General features: G+C 57.2%; 7 protein-coding genes. 6 read left to right on the top strand and 1 reads right to left on the bottom strand.

Features of this window, described 5'->3' with window-relative positions; translation table 11 throughout:
- Positions 1–66 precede the first annotated feature (66 nt).
- Positions 67–9495 carry a BapA/Bap/LapF family large adhesin gene (locus tag V8L73_RS13280; protein WP_347253207.1) on the bottom strand — a complete coding sequence of 3143 codons (9429 nt, stop codon included), beginning with the start codon at positions 9493–9495 and terminating at the stop codon, positions 67–69.
- Positions 9496–10705: 1210 nt separating this feature from the next.
- Here V8L73_RS13280 and V8L73_RS13275 point away from each other — a divergent pair.
- From V8L73_RS13275 to V8L73_RS13250, 6 genes are all read left to right on the top strand, one after another.
- Positions 10706–13783: an autotransporter outer membrane beta-barrel domain-containing protein gene (locus V8L73_RS13275; protein ID WP_347253206.1), complete on the top strand. Its 3078-nt coding sequence runs from the start codon at positions 10706–10708 to the stop codon at positions 13781–13783.
- Positions 13784–13854: 71 nt separating this feature from the next.
- Positions 13855–14427: a GNAT family N-acetyltransferase gene (locus V8L73_RS13270; protein WP_027275866.1), complete on the top strand. Its 573-nt coding sequence runs from the start codon at positions 13855–13857 to the stop codon at positions 14425–14427.
- Entirely contained in the window at positions 14424–16133 is a 1710-nt protein-coding gene (locus tag V8L73_RS13265) for an AMP-binding protein (RefSeq protein ID WP_347253205.1), read from the top strand. Before V8L73_RS13270 ends, V8L73_RS13265 begins: the two co-directional genes overlap by 4 nt.
- A gap of 1 nt (position 16134) precedes the next feature.
- Positions 16135–16374 carry an acyl carrier protein gene (locus V8L73_RS13260; RefSeq protein ID WP_027275868.1) on the top strand — a complete coding sequence of 80 codons (240 nt, stop codon included), beginning with the start codon at positions 16135–16137 and terminating at the stop codon, positions 16372–16374.
- A 679-nt stretch (positions 16375–17053) separates the two neighbouring features.
- On the top strand, positions 17054–19573 hold the full coding sequence (locus V8L73_RS13255) for an autotransporter outer membrane beta-barrel domain-containing protein (RefSeq protein ID WP_347253204.1): 2520 nt from the start codon (positions 17054–17056) through the stop codon (positions 19571–19573).
- 185 nt (positions 19574–19758) lie between these two features.
- Positions 19759–22431, top strand: a complete 2673-nt coding sequence (locus V8L73_RS13250) for an autotransporter outer membrane beta-barrel domain-containing protein (RefSeq protein WP_347253203.1) — start codon at positions 19759–19761, stop codon at positions 22429–22431.
- The last annotated feature ends 40 nt before the right edge of the window (positions 22432–22471 follow it).

The following is a 22471-nucleotide window of genomic DNA, read 5'->3' as shown; positions in this document are numbered from 1 at the left end:
GATAGTAACTATCTCTAAATATTTAATCTTATTGCCCCGGGCGTCTGCGCGCCCGGGGGTACTGTTTTAATGGGTAATGATGTGGTGCTGTTCTATCAGTTCGTCGAGCGTAGTGTGTACGTTCTCCAGCGTAATAAGCGTGGTCGACTGGTAGGTTTGGCCGCTTGCTCCGTCGCGATCGATGGAAATAACCGTGTCGTTGCCGCTGGTGGTGACGCTCAGGTAGTTGCCCAGCGTAGACGTTTGGCCGTTCCAGCCGACCAGCAGTTCGTGGATATCGATTTTGTCCCCCTGCTGGAGCGAGAAATTGCTCCAGACGTCGCTGCCGTTACCGCCGGTGTTGCTGGCGGCGTTAAGCAGGTGATAGATAGCGGTGTCGGCGTAGGCCGTGCCGGTAATCACGTCGTTATGGCCGGAGCTGACGAACTGCGGCGCCATGTCGACAGTCAGCGTGGCGTTCGCCGTCTGGCCGTTGGAGGAAGTCAGCGTGTAGTTAAAGGTTTCCTTTTCCGTTATCGTTGACAGCGATACGCCTGGGTTCAACGTATAGCTGTAGGTGCCGTCGACTCCGATAGTCAGCGTGCCGTACTGGCCGTGAATGCTGGCGGTCGCGTTGCTGGTGGCGTACGGATCCAGCGTTGTCGTGACGCCGTTGGCGTCGGTAATGCTCAACGTGGTGCCGACCGACGAGAGCTGGTCCATTGCGCCCGCCGAATCGCTGCCGTCAAAGATATTGCCGCTGACCGCGTGGCCTGCGGTGCTCAGATAGTCGGACAGGTCGACAAGCGTGCCGCTGACGCTCGGCGTCACGGTGATTTGCCCGACGAGGCCGGTTTCGCTGCCGGTAAATTTCAGCGTGTAGGTGCCAGCATCCAGCTCAAGCCCGCTGAGCGTTACCGTACCGGGTGAACCTCCCAGAAGCATGCTGGCGGAGGTGGTGCCGGAGCGGATAGACGTCGTGCCTTCCAGAATTTCCCAGCTAATGTCGGCAGAGCCTAGGAGCAGCGTTGAGCTGGCTTTGAAGGTCAGTACGATATCTTTTAACGCCGAACCTTCATCGACGACAAAGGTGCCGCTGCCGTTGCCCGTCGTTTTTCCCAGTGAGCTTGACCAACTGGCCGTTCCCACAGAGGTGTCGCTGTAGCCTGAGGTATCCTGAATCGACGTCACCGTCATAGCCGCGCTGACGTCGTCCACCGCATCCAGCCCCCTTGGCGCAGGCGTAACGTTAAGCGAGGCGGTGTCCTTGTCGCCGTTAGGCGCCGTAATGGTGTAGATGAAGCTGTCCGGCGTGCTGATGCTGTCCGCGCCGACGCCGCTTTTCAGGGTGTAGGTATAGTGCCCCTGAGCGTTAATGGTCAGCGTGCCGTATTGGCCGACGATGACGGTATCGCCCGAGGCGGCGACGCTGACGCCGTTCACCGCGCTGACGACGGTGTTCGGCGGCGCGATGTCGTTGTCTAACACCTCGCCGGAGGTGCTGGCGCTGACGCTGGTGACGCTATAAACGTGGTCTTCCAGAACCTTCAGAGAGTAGCCCGTCAGAACGCTGAGGCCGGACGTCGTATCCAACAGGAAGAGGTATTTCCCGCCGTCGAGCGTCAGGTCCAGCTCGTCGGACTTGCCGCCAAACAGCGGCGCCTCCAGCCAGTCTTCAACTCTCTTATACTGATCGTACTTCTGGGTCTCGTCGTTAAACTTGTAGATATAAAGGTCGAATTTGGACGCCAGCGCGATGCCGCCGACCTCCGACTGCAGCGTTAAGCTGCGGGTGGTGCCCTGCTCGACGTTGAACACGATAGGGTTGCTCAGGTCGTCCAGAACGCCGACGTCCAGCGCGTCGCCCAGCCCGAGATTAACCACGGTATAGCCTTTTTGCGACCAGGTGCCGTTGTCTATCGTGGCGACCTCGGTGTCAAAGAGGAGGCTGGCGGCGTTGTCGACGGCCACGGCCTGACCCGTTACGGCGCCTTCGCCGAGGGAAATCACCAGGCTGGCCGTATCGCTGATGGTACCGTCGGAAAGGGTATAGCTGAAGCTGTCCTTGTGGCCGATCACCGACGCGGAGGTGTTGAACAGCGTGTAGGTGTAGCTGCCGTCCGGGTAGAGCGTGAGCGTGCCGTAAGTCCCTTGAATAACCGCGCCGTCCGCCGTGACGGGAACGACGGTTCCCTGAGCGTTGGTCACCTGCGTCACTAGCGCACCGCCAGACGCCGTATCGCTGCCGGAGACCGGGTCGTCATCGAGAATAACGTTGCCGGAATGGGTCGTATCTCCGTTAACCGTGCCCGCACCGGTTTCAATCACCGACACGTTCAGGCTGGTGTAAGAGCCGGTGGCCAATAGGCTGGTGTTGTAGGACACCACGCGATAGGTTCCCGCCGCCAGCGCATCAAGGTTGAGGCTGATGCCGCTGTCGCCGAAGGTTAGCAGGCTGGCCCAGCGGGGGTCCTGCGTATCGACGACGGTGGTCCAGGAGTCGTTGGCCGAGTTGTGCAGTTGAACGACGAGCTCAAGGCTTGATAGCAAGGACAGCACGATGCCGGTCGCGTCGGCGTCAATCTTGACGTCCGCCGTTGAACCGTTGCCCACCGTAAAGGTGACCTGCGCGGTGTCGTTGCCAAGCACCGAAGCCAGATTTCCTAGCGCGCCGACCAGCAAAAATCCGTAGTCGCCGTACTGCGTGGTGGTGACGGGCGCATCGCTGGTCAGCGCCAGCTCAATGACGTTGTTGTTAGCCGACAGCGGCAGGTCCGGCGCGTCGGCCTGAGTGCGGGGTGAGGGGTTGCCTGCCGCGTCGGTCGCCGTAACGAACAGCTGCTCGCCGTCGGTTTGCTTGCTCTGGAACGTATAGCTGTAGCCGCCGCTGTCGTTGGCGGCCGTCGTCACCGTTGTGCCGTTGGCCAAGGTAATGGTCACCGTGCTGCCCGCTTCGGCAATCCCGCTAATCGTACTGCCGTCGGCGCTGACGGTTGCGGTGGGGGCGTCTGGCGCAATGGTGTCTACCACGATTGAGCGAGGCTCTGAGAAGCCGCCCGTTCCGCTGGCGTTGGTGGCGGTTGCCGTAAAGACGTGCTGGCCTTCGGTCAACGGAACGGTTGGCGTAAAGTTCCAGACGCCGTCGTCGTCCGCCGTCGTTGTGCCGATTTCCGCCCCTTTGTCATAAACAGTGACGGTTGCGCCCGCCTGCGCCTTACCGCTAAGTAACGGCAGGGTTTCATTGGTGCTCTGTCCGTTCTCCAGCGGGCCGGTTATCGGGCTGACGTTGTCCGTCACTGTTTCAATGGTCGGTACGTCCGGCAGCCCGGTGGTTGAGGCGCTAAAGCCGGCGGCTTCGCCGACGTTGCCCGCCTTATCCTGAGCGAAAGCCAGCAGGCTTTCACCGTTGGTTTGCGCTGGGGTAATCGTCGCGGTAAAGCTGCCGGTGCCGTCGGCCGTTGCTGAACCCAGTACGGTGCCGTCAGCGTCGGTAATGGTTACGGTGCTGCCGGGTTCTGCGCTGCCGGTAACGCGCGTGCCGCTGGGCGAAACGGACAGTCCGGTCGGCGCATCTGGCGCGGTGGTGTCGATAGTTATAGCGACGAAAGGCGAGGCTCCGCCGACGTTGCCCGCCGCGTCGGTAGCGACGGCGGTCAGCTCGTGGTCGCCTTCACCCAGCGGTTCGTCAGGGGTAAAGTGCCAGTCGCCGTTGTCATCGGCGGTGGTGCTGCCGATCGGGTTGTCTTCACCGTCAAAGATCGTAACGATGGCTCCCGCTTCGGCGCGGCCGTTAAGGGTTGGCGCAGGATCGTTAGTGGCTACGCCTGCGACGATCGGCCCGGTTGTTGGGTTAAGGTTGTCAACAATAGAGGTAATGGTCGGCGCCGCTGGCGCGACGGTATCTACGGTGAGCTCGAAGGTCGTCGACGCCGGGCTTTCGTTACCCGCCGCGTCGGTGGCGACGGCAGTCAGTTCGTGCTCACCTTCGCCCAGCGGTTCGTCGGGCGTGAAGTGCCAGTCGCCGCTGTCATCGGCGGTGGTGCTGCCGAGCGGGTTGTCTTCACCGTCGTAAATCGTGACGACAGAACCGGCCTCGGCCTTGCCGTTAATCGTCGGCGTGGTGTCGCTGGTGGTGGCGCCGCCGACCGCGTCGGTGATAGTCGGGGCGTCCGGGGCAAGGGTGTCTACCGTCAGATCGAAGGCGGTAGACGTCGGACTGTTATTGCCCGCGGCGTCGGTGGCGATAGCGGTCAGCTCGTGTTCACCTTCGCCCAGCGGTTCGTCCGGGGTGAAGTGCCAGTCGCCGCTGTCATCGGCGGTGGTGCTGCCGATCGGGTTATCCTCGCCGTCAAAGATGGTGACCACTGCGCCCGCTTCGGCCTTGCCGTTAAGGGTGGGCGTGGTGTCGCTGGTGGTGGCGCCGCCGACCGCGTCGGTGATGGTTGGGGCATCCGGAGCGAGGGTGTCTACCGTGAGGTCAAAAGTCGTCGAGGCCGGACTTTCGTTACCGGCGGCGTCGGTGGCGGTAGCGGTCAGCGTATGGTCGCCTTCGTCCAGCGGTTCATCCGGGGTGAAGTGCCAGTCGCCGTTGTCATCGGCGGTGGTGCTGCCAATCGGGTTGTCTTCACCGTCGTAAATCGTAACCACTGCGCCCGCTTCGGCCTTGCCGTTAATCGTCGGTGTGGTATCGCTGGTGGTAGCGCCGCCAACCGCGTCGGTGATGGTCGGCGCGTCCGGGGCGAGAGTGTCTACCGTGAGGTCAAAAGTCGTCGAGGCCGGGCTTTCGTTGCCCGCCGCGTCGGTAGCGGTAGCTGTCAGCGTATGGTCGCCTTCATCCAGCGGTTCGTCCGGGGTGAAGTGCCAGTCGCCGCTGTCATCGGCGGTGGTGCTGCCGATAGGGTTGTCCTCGCCGTCGTAAACGGTGACGACAGCACCGGCTTCGGCCTTGCCGTTAATCGTCGGCGTGGTGTCGCTGGTGGTAGCGCCGCCGACCGCGTCGGTGATGGTTGGCGCGTCGGGAGCGACGGTATCGACTACGATGGTAATCGGTGCGGAGGTTCCCCCGGTACCGTTAACGTTGGTTGCACTGACGGTAAAAGCGTGCGGGCCGTCGAGCAGTTCGTCCGTCAGGACGATCGTCCATTCGCCTTCGCCATTCACCAAGACCGTATCAAGGATCTCATCGTTGTCATAAAGCGTCACCGTCGATCCCGCTTCGCCCTTGCCGCGGATTTCTGGCAGCCGATCGTCAGTGCTCTGCCCGTCGTTCAGGTTGCCCGTATGGATGCCGACGCTGTCGATAATGTCGGTAATTTCAGGGACGTCCGGTAGGCCGGTAGTTGGCGCGGTAACGTTTATGTTATCGCTAAAGTTTCCTGCGTCGTCACGGGCTAGCACGACCAGCGTTTCACCGTTAGTTTGCGCAGGAGCAATCGTGACGCTGAAGCTGCCGCCTTCGCCGACGAGGCCAGAACCTAACGGGTTGCCGCCTGCGTCCCTCACGACGATGGTGCTGCCGGGGTCCGCCGTTCCGGTCAGCGTGGTGCCATTGTCGGAAACCTGTAGATCGGAAGGTTCGCTCGGAGGCGTGGTATCCAGAATGATGGTTGTCGTCTCCGACCGGTCGCCGACGTTGCCCACGGCGTCCGTGGCGGTAAAGTTCAGTCGATTTTCACCCTCTTTTAGCGGCGCGCCCAACTCCGGCTGCCAGCTCCAGGCGCCAAACTCGTCCGCAGTGACGGTGCCCTGCGAGATGTCGTTAACGTAGATAGTAATGGTACTACCGGCTTCTGCCGTGCCGCTAACTACCGGACGCGGATCGTCGGTAGACTGGCCGTCTTCCAACGGGCCGGTGAAAATGCCGATGGCGTCGTTGATTTCTGTGATGACGGGGGCATCGGGCGCGATGCTGTCTACCGTGAAGGCCACGGCGTTCGACGCCGGGCTTTCGTTACCCGCGGCGTCGGTAGAGGTAGCGGTCAGCGTATGCCCGCCTTCGCCCAGCGGTTCGTCCGGCGTGAAGTGCCAGTCGCCGCTGTCATCGGCGGTGGTGCTGCCGATCGGGTTATCTTCGCCGTCGAAGATGGTGACCACTGCACCGGCTTCTGCCTTGCCGCTAATCGTTGGTGTCGTATCGCTGATAGTGCTACCGCCGACCGTGTCGGTAATGGTCGGCGCGTCGGGAGCGACGGTGTCTACCGTGAGGTCAAAGGCGATCGACGTCGGGCTTTCGTTGCCCGCCGCATCGGTGGCGATGGCGGTTAGCGTATGGTCGCCTTCGCCCAGCGGTTCGTCCGGCGTGAAGTGCCAGTCGCCGTTGTCATCGGCGGTGGTGCTGCCGATCGGGTTGTCTTCGCCGTCGAAGATGGTGACCACCGCGCCCGCTTCGGCCTTGCCGTTAAGGGTCGGCGTGGTGTCGCTGGTAGTTGCGCCGCCGACCGCGTCGGTGATGGTTGGGGCATCCGGAGCGAGGGTGTCTACCGTCAGATCGAAAGTCGTCGAGGCCGGACTTTCGTTACCCGCGGCGTCGGTGGCGGTAGCGGTCAGCGTATGGTCGCCTTCGTCCAGCGGTTCGTCCGGGATGAAGTGCCAGTCGCCGTTGTCATCGGCGGTGGTGCTGCCGATCGGGTTGTCCTCGCCGTCGTAAATGGTGACCACTGCACCGGCCTCGGCCTTGCCGTTAATCGTCGGCGTGGTGTCGCTAGTGGTGGCGCCGCCGACCGCGTCGGTGATGGTCGGCGCGTCGGGAGCGAGGGTGTCTACCGTGAGGTCAAAAGTCGTCGAGGCCGGGCTTTCGTTGCCCGCCGCGTCGGTGGCGATGGCGGTCAGCGTATGGTCGCCTTCGTCCAGCGGTTCATCCGGGGTGAAGTGCCAGTCGCCGTTGTCATCGGCGGTGGTGCTGCCAATCGGGTTGTCTTCACCGTCGTAAATCGTAACCACTGCGCCCGCTTCGGCCTTGCCGTTAATCGTCGGCGTGGTGTCGCTGGTGGTAGCGCCGCCAACCGCGTCGGTGATGGTCGGCGCGTCGGGAGCGAGAGTGTCTACCGTGAGGTCAAAAGTCGTCGAGGCCGGGCTTTCGTTACCCGCGGCGTCGGTGGCGATGGCGGTCAGTTCGTGCTCACCTTCGTCCAGCGGTTCGTCCGGGGTGAAGTGCCAGTCGCCGTTGTCATCGGCGGTGGTGCTGCCGATCGGGTTATCCTCGCCGTCGAAGATGGTGACCACTGCGCCCGCTTCGGCCTTGCCGTTAAGGGTCGGCGTGGTGTCGCTGGTAGTTGCGCCGCCGACCGCGTCGGTGATGGTTGGGGCGTCGGGGGCGAGGGTGTCTACCGTGAGGTCAAAAATCGTCGAGGCCGGGCTTTCGTTACCCGCGGCGTCGGTGGCGATGGCGGTCAGTTCGTGCTCACCTTCGTCCAGCGGTTCGTCCGGGGTGAAGTGCCAGTCGCCGTTGTCATCGGCGGTGGTGCTGCCGATGGGGTTATTTTCGTCATCGTAAATGGTGACGACAGAACCGGCCTCGGCCTTGCCGTTAATCGTCGGCGTGGTGTCGCTGGTGGTGGCGCCGCCGACCGCGTCGGTGATGGTTGGGGCGTCCGGGGCGAGGGTGTCTACCGTGAGGTCAAAAGTCGTCGACGCCGGGCTTTCGTTGCCCGCCGCATCGGTGGCGACGGCGGTTAGCGTATGGTCGCCTTCGTCCAGCGGTTCGTCCGGGGTGAAGTGCCAGTCGCCGCTGTCATCGGCGGTGGTGCTGCCGAGTGGGTTGTCTTCACCGTCGAAGATGGTGACCACCGCGCCCGCTTCGGCCTTGCCGTTAAGGGTGGGCGTGGTGTCGCTGGTGGTGGCGCCGCCGACCGCGTCGGTGATGGTTGGGGCGTCGGGGGCGACGGTGTCTACCGTTAGGTTAAAGGGCGTTGAGGTCAGGCTCTCGTTGCCTTCGGCATCGGTGGCGATGGCGGTTAGCGCGTGCTCGCCTTCGCCCAGCGGTTCGTCCGGAGTGAAGTGCCAGTCGCCGCTGTCATCGGCGGTGGTGCTGCCGATCGGGTTGTCTTCGCCGTCGTAGATAGTGACGATAGCGCCCGCTTCGGCGCGGCCGCTCAGCGTCGGCGCCGTGTCGTTGATGGCTTGTCCATCGGCGATGGGGCCGGTTGCAGGAAGGGCGTTGTCGACAATAGCGGTGATGGTCGGCGTGGCGATTTGTTGGGCGCTAGGAACCAGCGCGACGGTAGGGAGGCTGAGGTTGCCCGCCGGGTCGACGGCGCTTAGGGCCAGCGTTTCTCCCGCGCTGCGCGTTGAGGTCAACGTAATGCTAAAGCTGCCGCTTTCATTGGCCGTCGCGCTGCCAATTACGTTGCCGCCAGCGTCCTTGACGGTAACGATCGCATGGGGCTCCGACTCACCCGTGACCGTCGTACCGTCGTTTGACACGTTAAGATTAGAAATCGTTGGCAAAACGGTGTCGACGACGATCGTCACGGCGCTGGAAGCGACGCCGGTGTTTCCCGCCGGGTCGGTTGCCGTAACGGTGAAAGTGTGGCTGCCTTCGGGCAGCGGGCCGTTCGGCCTGAAGCTCCAGCTGCCGTCTGCGGCCACCGTCGTGGAGCCGATGGCCGCATTGCCGTCATAAATCGTGATGGTCGCACCTGCCTCACCGGTACCGTTAAGCGTCGGGCGGCTGTCGTTCGTAGACTGAGCGTTGGCAACGGTCCCCGTAACGGGGCTGACCCCGTCAACAATGCTGGTAATCACTGGCGCCAGGGGAGGCGTGGAGTCCGGCGCCGTGACGTTGGCCGACGGGCCGGTATTGCCTGCCGCGTCGGTAGCGTTGGCGGTCAGCGTTTCGCCGTTGGTCTGTGGGGTATTGAGGTCGATGGTGAATTGGCCGTCGTCTCCCGTCGTGCCTGTGCCTATTACGTTGCCGTCGGCGTCGCGAACGGTGACGGAACTGCCGGGCTCCGCCGTGCCTGAAACGGTTTTTCCATCGACGGAAATAACCAGATTGCCCGGTGCTCCGGGGGGAGTAGTGTCTTTGGTTTCTTCGTCGTTGTTGGGGGGCGTCGCGCTGCCGCTGTCATTGTCGCTTCCACCGCCTCCGCCACCTCCACCCGAAGAGCCCAGCGCGATGGCGCCGCCGACGGCGGCTAGCCCACCCAGAACCCAGGGCCAGACTGCGCCGCCCATATGGTCTGACGTTTCTGCGCCTGCGATAAGCTCATCAACGCTGGAAATAGGTTCAAAGTGAATGCCGGTTGACGGTTCTTCAAGCCACCACAGCGCACCCTGGCTGTCTTCCAATACCAGCTGGCTCGTTCCTTTCTCATCGGCGACAAAGAAGTTGGCGATAGTGATTTTCTCACCGGAGTGGAGCGTGATGACAAGGTTGTTATCGACGCGAGTTAGCGCGGCGATGTCCTCTTTTTGCGCGTGAAGCACGATGACGGAGGAACCGTTCAGGCTGATGCTGCTGGTGTTAACGCTGGTCGTAGCGCCGGTTGCTTTGGAGATAACGGATATTGGGTTCATTGAGTATCACTCTTGACTGGTTTATGCAGTGGGTGCATTGATTGTTATTACCCCGCTCGTAACTCCATTCACATGATGTAGCCGTATTTACTTATCCCGCTGATTTTTTAAGACAAAAGAATATCGGCCATGGCTGACGACGGCGTTCCAAAAAATAGTATGAAAGTATTAGTGGGATGACTGATTATGATATAGACGCAAAGGAAAGAAAGCGCAAATGAATATTGGTTAAAATACTGTTTTGGTAGTGTTGTAATAGACGTGTTTTTGGGTGTGTAAGTGTGTTTTATTTTTCATTTTTTTGTTTTTTTTATAGGGTTTTTTAGAATAAATATATAGACGGTCGTCTTGTTTTTTCTTATTTAATAGGGTTGGATACAAAGCTGGTATTTAAATGGAGCGCCTCTTCTTCTCTCTTGATGGGGCGAAAAATGCGGTGGCTGAGCCTATCTCTCTTCCCTTGATGCTTATTTTTTCTATAACGTGTTGTTATGGTTTCTTAAATTTAACCTATCCCATTTTATTTTATAGCGTCTAAAGAAAAATTATAAACTATCCCTGCAGTGTGTATTGGTATTAAGGTGGATAATAATGCTTATTGTGGGGTTGTGGTTTATTTTACTTTCCTGTTTGTTTTTCAATAGAGCACCTTCTTTATTTTTATTATTGAGATGACTATCTTGCTATTTCCATTTTTCGCTCTTGATAGTAAATAGTCTTACTGTCTTATTCTCCTCTGGATAGGGCGTTTTTTGAATGGGTTTGCTGGTGTGAAGGGAGAAGTACCTCATCGACGAATGTCAGCCTGAGCCGGGGGTGAGATGGAGTTCGCACAAGGTTCGATGACTCTCAATGAAGCGGCAAGGCGACGGGCTATTTGTACTACAAAATAAAATAATTTTTAAAATTAAGCGGTTAATTTAATACCTATAACTTAATGATTTACTAATCGCATAAATGCTTATCTGGCTAACATTCATATGTCTAATTCACTTATATGCCTTATGGCTAATTATTGCATTTGCAACATATTTAATTTTTTTATTGTGATTTATATTTTATTGTAAATCAATTAATTAGTAATGTATTTCATTATTTAAAACGCTTTAATTTTATTGTTTTATTATTTTGATGTGTACTTAAAGCGTTTTATTGCTGTAGAATAGTTTCTGTGAGTTATTGTCGTTGCCAAGGATAAAGGTGAATCATTTTGAAAACACAGGGAAAGTTTAAGACAAACGCATTCAGAAAGAATCTTATTCTTGTCAGCATGCTGCCCGCGCTGGCCTCTTTTTCCGTTTCTGCGGATTCATACTGGACTAACGCCGTCGGCAATAATCAGTTTTTAGACGCTAATAACTGGGATACGCTAACCCCCCCTTCACTGGCTGACGGCGACCTCTATTTACATAACAGCGGCGGTCAGACCGTTGAGTTCGAGCTTGCCTCTACTTACCCTGACTTCACGTCCGGCGACGGCCGTTTCTACATTGGTCACGGCGCCGGCAATGATGCACGCCTGAAGTTTATTTCAACGACGGATAACGCCTATTACGCTCGCGCCTATCTTTATGGCGATATGGTCGTGGGCGCTGACGAAGGGCGTGGGCTGGTTGAGTATAGCCACGGTAAGTTCGATGGTTCCTTTTACGGCGTCGACGTTACCACGCTGACGATTGGTTCTGGCCTTAACAGTATGGGAACCGTTTCTCTGTTCGGTCAGGGAAAAACGACCACTGAACAGACGATGTCCAACAGCACGCTGGAAACGCAGGAAATGCGCATCGGCGTTGACGGCGGCAGCGGCGTATTGAACGTCGACGGCAGCAGCATTGTTATCGACAGGCACTCTTCGGGCAATTATACGACGGCGTTCTCGTTGGGAGACGGCCTGAACAGCCAGGGAACGATGAACGTACTGTCCGGCGGTAAGGCGCTGGTCTCTTCCTCTTTGGGGTATTCTCCCTATACCGAACCTTCCGCCGTGATTGGCGTCAATCAGGGGCGCGGCGCGTTAAACATTTCCGGCTCCATGAGCAGCGACGCCGGAACGGGCAAAAGCCGAGCCTATTTCGGTCAGGGGCTGTACGTCGGCCACGGGGCGGACAGCGTCGGTTCCGTTCAGGTCACCGACGGCGGCCGCCTGGCGACGATGGGAACCATCGGCGACCCGAGCGCGATAGGCGCCTACGTTGGCGTTAACGGCGGAACCGGCTCGGTGCTGGTTTCCGGCGAGGGCAGCGAGTGGCTGGTCTCCGGCGGAACCTCCATCCACAATACGGATAACCGCCTCGGCCACTTGTCGATCGGTGAAAGTGGTACCGGTAGTCTGACGTTGGCCAACGGCGGGCGGGTTTCCGTCGGCTGGATTGACTACCTTTATGACTACGATCCCGAAACCTATGCCTCTTACTACGACATTGCCTTTGATAGCGCCCGGCTGGGCGACCTGTATCTGGGGAATCAGGCGGACGGCGTCGGCACGCTGAATATCGGCGGCGCTGAAAACGGCTCGGCTCAGGCGGTAGGAACCGTTGAGGCTAACAGCATCGTAATGGGCGCGGGCAACGGCACGCTGGTATTTAACCATACCGACAGCAGCGGCCTGTACCAGTTTGACCTCGACGTCGTCAGCAGCTCGCATGGGCAGGGCACGATTAAGCAGGTGAACGGCGTGACCGTTTTTAATACGGATCGCAGCGCCTTTACCGGCAAAACGCTGATTAGCGGCGGCACGCTGGAAGTTAACAACGTTCTGGGCGGTACGGTATCCGTTTCCGGCAGCGGCACGCTGGCCGGCATCGGTTCCGTCGGTTCGACGACCGTTGAGCGCGGGGGGGCGATTTCTCCGGGCGCGTTCAATACGGTTACGCCTGAAACGCTCACTGTCGCAGGCGATCTCACCATGACATCGGGAGCGATTTACGTCACTAACCTGACGACCGACCTCGACTATTCAACGCAGAATGCCGACGGCGAAACGGTAAATACCTATCGCTCGGATCGTATTCAGGTTGACGGCCTCGCCACGCTTGGCGGCGCGAACGTGCTTGCCGTCGCGGGCGGTAACCAGGTGCTGTACGTGCCTAACAGCCGCTGGCATATTCTTAGCGCAACGGGCGGCGTGAGCGGCGAGTTCGGTACGCTTACCGCGCGGCCCTACGTCGATATGGACTATGAATACGATGCGAATAACGCCTATCTGGTAGTGACGCGCAACGAGCAGGATATCTGCATGGACGGCATGACCTCAAACGAGTGTAGCGTCGGCGGCGGCGTCGATGAGGAGGACGGCGGCGACATCGTGGATGAAATCATTTCTCAGCCAGATAAAGAATCCGCAAAAAATGCGCTGAACCAGCTTTCCGGCGAGGTTCACTCGTCGGCCAAGAGCGCCATGCTGGAGGACAGCCGCTTCCTGCGCGAGGCGGTCAATAACCGCCTGCGGGATCCAGCCGTAGGAACCGGCGCGTGGGGGCATATCTATACCTCATGGGGCTCGTTCGACAACAGCGACAGCGCTGCGCAGATGAAGCGCGATATCGCGGGCGTTATTTTGGGCGTCGACAGGTCGCTGAACGAAACCTGGACGTTGGGGCTTGCAGGCGGCTACGGTAAAGCGAACGTTCGCGTTTCAGAGCGCGCCTCGTCGGCCGATCGCTATGATTATCACGTCGGCGCCTATACTAAAGGACAGTGGGGCAACGTTAATCTGCATACTGGTGTAGGCTATACGTGGCACGACGTTTCCACCGAGCGCAGCGTAAGGCTTCAGAAGCTAGAAGACAGCCCGAGCGCTGACTATAACGCCTCAACCTCTCAGATGTTTGCCGAAGGTCGCTATCTGTTTGAAGTGAAAGACGGTCTGGCACTGGAGCCGTATGCCGGCGCCGCTTACGTACACGTTGAAACTGACGGTTTCACCGAACGCGGCGGTAAAGCAAGGCTGCAGGGCGCCAGCGACAGCATGGACACGTTTTTCACTACCCTGAGCCTGCGCGCGTCGAAGGCCTATGCGTTAGATAACGGCCAAAATGCGAAGCTCTGGAGCAACGTCGGCTGGCGCCACGCCTATAATGACGTTACGCCAACGACGAAAATGAGCTTTATCGGTGGGAAAGGCTTCGAGGTTATCGGCACGTCAGTAAGCAGGGACGTGGCCGTACTGGAAGTCGGCGCACAGATTGAGACTACGCCGTCTGTCGACATCGGCGTGACGTATAACGGCAATATCGGCAACAGTACCGAGGATCACGGCGCAAAAATCTATTTTAACTGGCGTTTTTGATAACCTATACAACGTGTTGTAAAACCTCGCGGATATTTTGCACTGAGGCTAGAACAAAACGGGAAAATCCTATGACTCAACGGGCATCCAGTCTGGCGGGAGTGCCGGTCTTTATTGAAACAAATGGATTTCTTTTACGCAGCCTGACCCCGAGCGACGTATCGGCTTCATTTCTGGCATGGATGAACGGCTCAGAGATGATGGAAGGGCTGAACCTTCCGCCTCTCAACTTTACCCACGCGCAGTTGGCCGAGTACATCGCTCGGTTTGATAATTTGCACAACTACTTTATCGGCATTTTTGATAAGCAAAACGGCAATAGGCTGGTGGGTTTTTATACCATCGACGTCAACCTGACGCATCGGGTCGGCAACATTACCGCCGGCGTTGGCGAACCGGGCTACGTGGGTAAAACAGTGCTGTGGGCGACGATTGACGCTCTGCTTGACCATTTCTACACCTATCGAGACCTGTATAAGGTGGTGGCGCGCATTCTGGCCAGAAACAGGCGTATGCTGTTCTGCTTTGTAAAAAATCCTCGCTTTGTGCTGGAAGCCACGCTGAAGGGAGAATGCCAGGCGCCGAACGGCGATCGCGTCGATATACTGATTTTCTCCTCTTTCCAACCTGAGGTCGGCGAATGACGGCCATGCTGACCGTTACGCCGACGGTAAACAGCATTCCAATTCGCCACGGCGATTTTCCAACGGCAACTGACGCGCTGGCCTACGCGGCCCAGGGCGAAGCCGGGTTTAACTTTTTTAACGCCGCAGGCCAGCTGACCGCCGTTCTTGACTATCGTCGCCTGTGGCGGGAGTCGATGCGGGCAGGCCTGTACCTCAAGCAGCAGGGATTCGCCCGCTACGATCGCGTGGCGTTGATAGCGGAAACGACGCCCGACTTCCCGATCCTGTTCTTTGCCTGTCAGTATGCGGGGCTTATTCCTTGCCCCATGGCGTTTAGCCTGAATCCGGGCGGCATGGCGGCCTACGCCGAGAAGCTCAGCCTTTGGCTTGAAAACGCCGACGCGAAGGCGGTGATGTGCTCAAAAAACGTTGCCGACGCGCTTGGGCAGCATATCGCCAAACCGCTTTTGGTAAGCGAGCGCATGCTGGCTGAAGCTACATTGCTTCACCAGCCGGAGGCGTCCGAACTGTCGCCGCTGGGAGCAGACGACCCGGCCTACGTTCAGTTTTCTTCAGGCTCTACCTCGCGGCCCAAAGGCGTACTGCTGAGCCAGCGCCATCTGGAGGCGAATATTCACGCCGTTCTCCGCTATGGCATGCAGCTTCGCCCTGAAGACCGCTCGTTTAACTGGTTGCCGTTTCACCATAATATGGGGCTGGTGGGCTTTATGCTGGCCTCGGTTTACGGTCAGCGTTCGGTTGACTGCCTGAGCGCGGAACACTTTGTGCAAAATCCGCTGGTTTGGCTTGAGCTGATGAGCAAACACAGGACGGCTATCACCTTTTCTCCGGCCTTTGGCTATCAGCTGGCAATGAAAAAGTATGCCGAAAGTGAGAGCAAGCCCAGTCTGGACCTCTCATCGCTGAGGGTGGCGGGCATCGGCGGCGATGCTATTAGCGCCGAGGTGCTGTCGACCTTTTCCGCCAGCTTTGCGCCATCGGGTTTTAAGGCCCAGGCGTTTTTACCGTGCTATGGACTGACGGAGACGACGCTGGCGGTGACGGCGTCCGATCTTGACGCGCCGGCGGCCATTGATTCACCGGACGACGACAGGAGCAAGACGCTCGTTTCCTGCGGTCGGGCGCTGCCCGGTTTTGAGATTAAAATCACGGACGCCGAAGGCGGGAAGAGGCTACCGGAACGCCAGGTTGGCCAGATATGGGTGAAGGGCCCAAGCGTCGTGACGTCTTATATTGACGATCGCGAGCGGATCACCTTCGACGGTGAAGGCTTTATGTATACCGGCGATTTGGGCTATCTGTCGCAGGGGCTTTTGTACATCAGCGGCAGAGAAAAGGACGTGATCATCATTCGCGGCCGCAACGTTTGGGCGCAGGACGTCGAATGGGCGGTATCGCAGGCGCAGCCGAACATCGGCGCCGGCAACGCGGCGGCTATCGGCCTGCACGATGGCCTTCAGGAGCGGCTTGCTACGCTGGTCTGCGTTTCACCAGAGGTTGCGCGGGATAAACCGACGCTGCGTCGGATTGCTCTGACGATAAAAAAGGCGCTGGCGCAGGCGATCGGAGTTACCGCCGAGGTGATATTCATTGCCGACCGGCTGCCGCTCACCGCTTCCGGCAAGCTGGCCCGCGCGCAGGTAAAAGAGGCCTATCTGGCCAATCAATTTACGATTATCCATTACGATGAGGAGACGCTCTGAGATGGACTATTTACAGCAAAGTAAAACAATCCTGTCCGGCTGCCTGTCGGTTCCCGTTGACCGTATTGAAGCAGACAGCACCCTTGAAGGGCTAAAGCCGGGCCTCGACAGCGTCACCTTCGCCAGCATTATGATGGAGGTGGAGCGGCGAGTGAAAAAAGAGGTTCCGGCCGCGGAGTGGCTGGATTTGGAAACCGCTGCCGATTTAGCGAGGATTTTAGAGAGGCACGGGCGAGAGTAAAGTAAGTGCCGTTTCTAAGGGCCGCCTTTATTAGGGCGGCTTTTTATTATGTATATTTTATAAACAACATTTAATTGCTTATTTATAATTGGCCATAATTAAAAATGAGCAGCGCTAATTTTTCTTTTTTCGATCATAAAAAACTCATTTATTTAACAAGATTAATAAGTTTTCATACATATAATGGGTTAAATGTGTCTACTATTAGACATATACATATTTGGTAGAAGAAGTTTGGAAATGCTTACATTAATATATTGTACTTATAGCTATAACTATTATTAAGTATGTCATCTGCGGCTGTATAGGTCAGCACATGCAGAAGGCGCGATAATCGGTATATAGCAAGGACCGTGCTGTTGATAATCTTTTATTAATTAACTGGTTGACGCTTAAATCTAATGGCGTAGTAAAAACGGATTTTGGAAATAGCGGATGTTTAAATCTCAGTTCAATAATTTATTTTTATCATAAGCTTGTAGCTAAAGGTCTGGTTTATTGGCTTTTAGTGCTTTTTACCATTTTCAATAGATATATTTAATCTATATCAAATACACGGAATGTTTATATGAATGCAGCCTGTCATTGTTTTATAAAACCCTCTTTAACCGGTAACTCTGTCTCTAATGGATTAGGGGCTAATAAAAATAAATTCCCCCTGTTTATGCGCTATAGCGCAATGGCTTTAGCCGTTGCGAGCGCCGTTTCCTTTTACTCAACGAATGCCAACGCAGCGACGGACTACGATACCCAGATAGTCGTCGGCGCGGGCCAAACGCTGACGCTGTCTTCCGGAGACCTCGTTATTCCCGCTTCTATCGGTGATGATGAAGGCGCCATCACCGTAGAGGGCGCCGGATCCGTTGTGAATGCAAACGGCGCAACTATCGAGGCTCACGGTAACTTTGTTCGCGGCTTGGTCGTTCGAGACGGCGGAACGCTGAACGCTGTAAATACCGACATCTCATCCGACAGCAGCGGTATTGTTGCTAAAGAAGCCTCCATTAATCTGACCGGCGGAACGATTTCCGTCAGTGCGGACGACTACGTGGCGGGAATTTCGGCTAAGCTGTCTGCGTTGGATATCAAAGGGACGCAGATTTCTTCCGTAGGGTATGGCGCAAGAGGCGTTGAGGGTGTCGATTCCACTATGATGCTGGAAGACGTCAATATTTTTATCGATGGCGTCAACGGCGTCGGCGTAAACGTTGATTTAGGCAGCAACGGTACGATCAAAAACTCGGTGATTAAGAGTGGGAATAGCGACGGTGGAATGGGGATTATCATGTCTGGCGACGTGCTGTCGGTATCAGGCGTTGAACTTACTACTATTAGCGATTTTTCCAACGGTATTTTCGTAAATGCCGGCGTAGTCAACATTGCGGACAGCAGCGTGTCGACTGAAGGGGATTCGTCTGACGCCATTCACTTAGGCGGCTCTTTTTCCCCTATCGTAAACGCGAGCAACCTGCGGGTGACGACAAAAGGTGAAGATGCCGTAGGGCTTATGTTCATCAGCGGTAGCAGCGGAGAGCAGCGCGCGACGCTGCAAAACAGCAGCGTCAACAGCGCACAGTCCGACGGTATATTTATGTATGACACCGTTGGTTACGTTGACCTGATCGGCAGCACGGTCACCGGCGGCAGTGGGACCGTCATGACGGTGCAAAATAATTCAACCAGCACGCTTATTGCCGACGCATCCACGCTAAACGGCGATCTGGCCGTGTTTTCCGACAGCACGGCGGACGTGACGATGAAAAATGCGTCCGTGCTCAACGGCGCGGCCGATAACGTAACGGTGTTGAACATGAGCAACAGCCAATGGAACCTGAGCGGGGATTCCAGCGTGGGAGTGTTCAAAGGCGTCGATTCTACCGTCGTTTTCAATACGCCTGACGCTGGCGTATTCAAGACGTTAAAGCTTGGTTCTCTGGCTGGCGATAATACGACCTTCGTATTAAACACTGTGCTTAACGAAGGCGGCGCCAATGCGCAAAGCGATAAAATCCACGTGACCGGAGACGCCAGCGGCGACCATACGCTGGTGATTAACCAGGCCGGCGGCCTGGGCGCATTGACCGAAGGGGACGGCATTCAGGTCGTCGCTATCGACGGCGACGCCACCGGCAGCTTTAAGCTGGGCAACAGGGTTAGCGCGGGCGCTTACGAATATCTGCTCTATCAGGGCGGTGAAAGCGACGTTGACGACTGGTATCTTCGCTCTTATTTGCAGACGTCAGAAGATCCGAGCGCAGAAGGGGAAGGCGAGGGCGTGGTGCTGTATCGCCCGGAAGTGGCCAACTACGTTGCTGCGCCTTACCTGAACGAACAGTACGGCTTTGACGCGATTGGCACTCGTCACGAACGCATCGGCGACGACGTTAGCCGCTCGGCGAACGGCGCGTGGGGTCGCATCAGCGGCCAGCACGTAGAGAACGAATCGGGCAGCTTTAGCTATACGACCAACACCTGGTTTGCTCAGCTGGGCATGGATCTTTATCAGGCCCAAAACGATGCCGACACGAAAACGACCGCAGGCGTGATGATGACCTTTGGCCGCCAGATGACGGACGCCAAGGACGGCGTGCGCAGCCTGATGCCTGACTCTTCCACGTCGGTCGGCAACGTCGACAGCGATATGTACAGCCTGGGCGCCTACTATTCTCGCGATACGCAGGACGGCGCTTACCTTGACCTGGTGACGCAGGGAACCTACTACCGCAACGAGTACAGCAGCGACCACGACGCCAAGCAAACCGGCTACGGCGCGGTGCTGTCCGTCGAAGTGGGCAAAGCCTTCCCGTTAGGCAACGGCTGGAGCGTCGAACCGCAGGCGCAGCTGATGTATCAGTATCTGAACCTCGACGCTTTCCATGACGACGTCAGCGACGTCGAGGGCGTGTCCCACAGCAGCGCCCGCGCTCGCGGCGGGCTGCGCATCATCAAGGATATGGAAACCGTGAAGCCGTATGTGACGATGGACGTGGTTCACAGCCTGAACGACGCGCCGGACGTGAAAGTCGGCTCCACTAAGATGAGCTCCGGGTTTACCGAAACCTGGTGGCGCATGGGGACGGGTATCAGCGTGAAGGTGGCGGACAAGGTATCGGTTTATGGCGACGTTAAATACCAGAAGGACTTCTCATCAGACGTTGACGGCTATAGCGGCAACGTGGGCGTGAAGGTGAGCTTCTAACGACTTTTCGGCTAAGAACGCTGGTTTTGCGATGACGCCCGGTGAATTCCACCGGGCGGGGGATCTTGGCAATAACGCCGAACGTTTTTTTGGTCATCGTTCCTGAAGTAAGTGGGAGGGGAACGTAACTATTTACGCTATTTTTATCGCGAAGTTTTGTTTAATTAGATACATGGAATGTTTATATGAATACAACCTGTCATTATCTTGTAGAAAATGCATTGGTTGCTCAGCCGGCCTCTGATGGTTCCCGAGCAAAGAAAAGCAAATCCCCCCAACTCATGCGCTATAGCGCAATGGCGTTAGCCGTCGCGAGCGTCATTTCTTTTTATTCAACGAATGCCAAAGCGGCGACGGAATACAACACCAAACTGGTTGTCGGCGCAGGCCAAACCCTGACGTTGTCTCCTGGAGACCGCGTTGTTCCTACCGCGATCGGAGACAAACAGGGCGCCATAAGCGTATCGGGCGCAGGCGCCGTATTGAATGCAAACGGCGCGACGATTATTGCTAACGGTAGTACTGCGCAGGGCATTTTGCTTCAAAACGGAGGGGCGTTGAATTTTGTCGATACCGATATCTCTTCCGTTGATTATGCGATTAATGCTGTCAGCAGCGTTGTTAACCTGTCTGGAGGTACCATTACCACTGGTACTAGCAGCAAAGCCGGGGCCATTACCGTTTATTTTTCTACGCTAGGCATTACGGGGACCAAGATTTCTGCGACCGGGAGTCAGGCTACCGGCGTTTTTGGTTCCCATTCCACTATAACGCTGGAAGACGTTGATATTTTCGTCAACAGCGCCGGTGGGATAGGCTTCGATGCCAATGTAAAAACCAACAGCACCGTTAAAAATTCAGTCATTAAGACTGAGGGTAACGATACCACTGGCGTCACTATGTACGGTGACTCACTGTCGCTCTTGAACGTCGATATTACCACTTCCGGCAGTACTGCAAACGGTATTAACGTGTATGGTGGCGCAGTCGATATGATCGACAGCGATATATCGACAGAAGGCAAGGAGGCGCACGGTATTAGACTATATGGTTCTTCCTCCTCCTCTGTCACTGCCAATGACGTGCGAGTGACGGTAAAAGGCGAAAACGCAGCGGCGCTTCTACTCGACACCAACAGCGCAGAGCAGCGCGCCACGTTGCAAAACAGCCGTATCAGCAGCGCGCAGTCTGACGGTATCAGGCTATACAGGGCCATCGGCGCCGTGAATTTGACCGGCAGTTCGGTGACCGGCGGCAACGGTGTTGCCATGAACGTGACGCTCGGATCAACCGGTACGCTGGTTGCCGACGATTCCACGCTAAACGGCGATCTGGTAGTTTCTGCTGACAGTACGGCAGACGTCACGCTAAAAAACTCCTCCGTGTTTAACGGTGCGGCCGATAGCGTAACGATGTTAGATATGGACAACAGCCGGTGGAATTTGAGCCGAGATTCCAGAGTGGACGTATTCAAAGCCGTTGGTTCTACCGTGGCTTTCAATGCCCCTGAGGGCGGCGCGTTCAAGACACTAACGCTAGGCTCGCTTGGCGGAAGTAATACGACCTTCGTATTAAACACCGTACTTGACGAAGGCGGCGCCAATGCGCAAAGCGATAAAATCCACATTACCGGAGACGCCAGCGGCGACCATACGCTGGTGATTAATCAGGCCGGCGGTCTGGGCGCGTTGACCGAAGGGGACGGCATTCAGGTGGTCGCTATCGACGGCAACGCTACCGGCAGCTTTAAACTGGGCAACAGGGTCAGCGCGGACGCATACGAATACCTGCTGTATCAGGGCGGCGAAAGCGATGCCAACGACTGGTACCTGCGTTCTTATGTGCAGCTCCCCGCAGAGCCGACGGATGAAAGCGAAAGCGGCAGCGAGGGTGCGAGCGGAAGTGCGAGTGGCGGTAGTGGTGAAGGCGCGAAGCTGGTGTTGTATCGCCCGGAAGTGGCCAACTACGTTGCCGCGCCGTACCTGAACGAACAGTACGGCTTTGACGCGATTGGAACCCGCCACGAGCGCATCGGCGACGACGTTAGCCGCTCGGCGAACGGCGCGTGGGGTCGCATCAGCGGCCAGCACGTAGAGAACGAATCGGGCAGCTTTAGCTATACGACCAACACCTGGTTTGCTCAGCTGGGCATGGACCTGTATCAGGCCCAAAACGATGCCGACACGAAAACTATCGCAGGCGTGATGATGACCCTTGGCCGCCAGATGACGGACGCCAAGGACAGCGTGCGCCGCCTGATGCTTGACTCTTCCACGTCGGTCGGCAACATCGACAGCGATATGTACAGCCTGGGCGCCTATTACTCTCGCGATACGCAGGACGGCGCTTACCTTGACCTGGTGACGCAGGGAACCTACTACCGCAACGAGTACAGCAGCGACTACGATGCCAAGCAAACCGGCTACGGCGCGGTGCTGTCCGCCGAAGTGGGCAAGGCCTTCCCGCTAGGCAACGGCTGGAGCGTTGAGCCTCAGGCGCAGCTGATGTATCAGTATCTGAACCTGGACGCCTTCCATGACGACGTCAGCGACGTTGAGGGCGTGTCCCACAGCAGCGCCCGCGCTCGCGGCGGGCTGCGCATCACCAAGGACATGGAAACCGTGAAGCCATACGTGACGATGGACGTGGTTCACAGCTTGAACGACGCGCCGGACGTGAAAGTCGGCTCCACTAAGATGAGCTCCGGGTTTACCGAAACCTGGTGGCGCATGGGTACGGGCGTCAGCGTGAAGGTGGCGGACCGCGTGTCGGTCTACGGCGACGTGAAATACCAGAAGGACTTCTCGTCAGACGTTGACGGCTACAGCGGCAACGTGGGCGTGAAGGTGAGCTTCTGATAGCAGCCTGACTGCAACGGCAGGACTTTATAATAACGCC

The organism is Leminorella grimontii (genome assembly GCF_039789245.1).
Taxonomy (GTDB): domain Bacteria; phylum Pseudomonadota; class Gammaproteobacteria; order Enterobacterales; family Enterobacteriaceae; genus Leminorella; species Leminorella grimontii.
The sequence above is the reverse complement of the archived record's forward strand: the minus strand, read 5'-3'. Positions and strand labels throughout refer to the sequence as shown.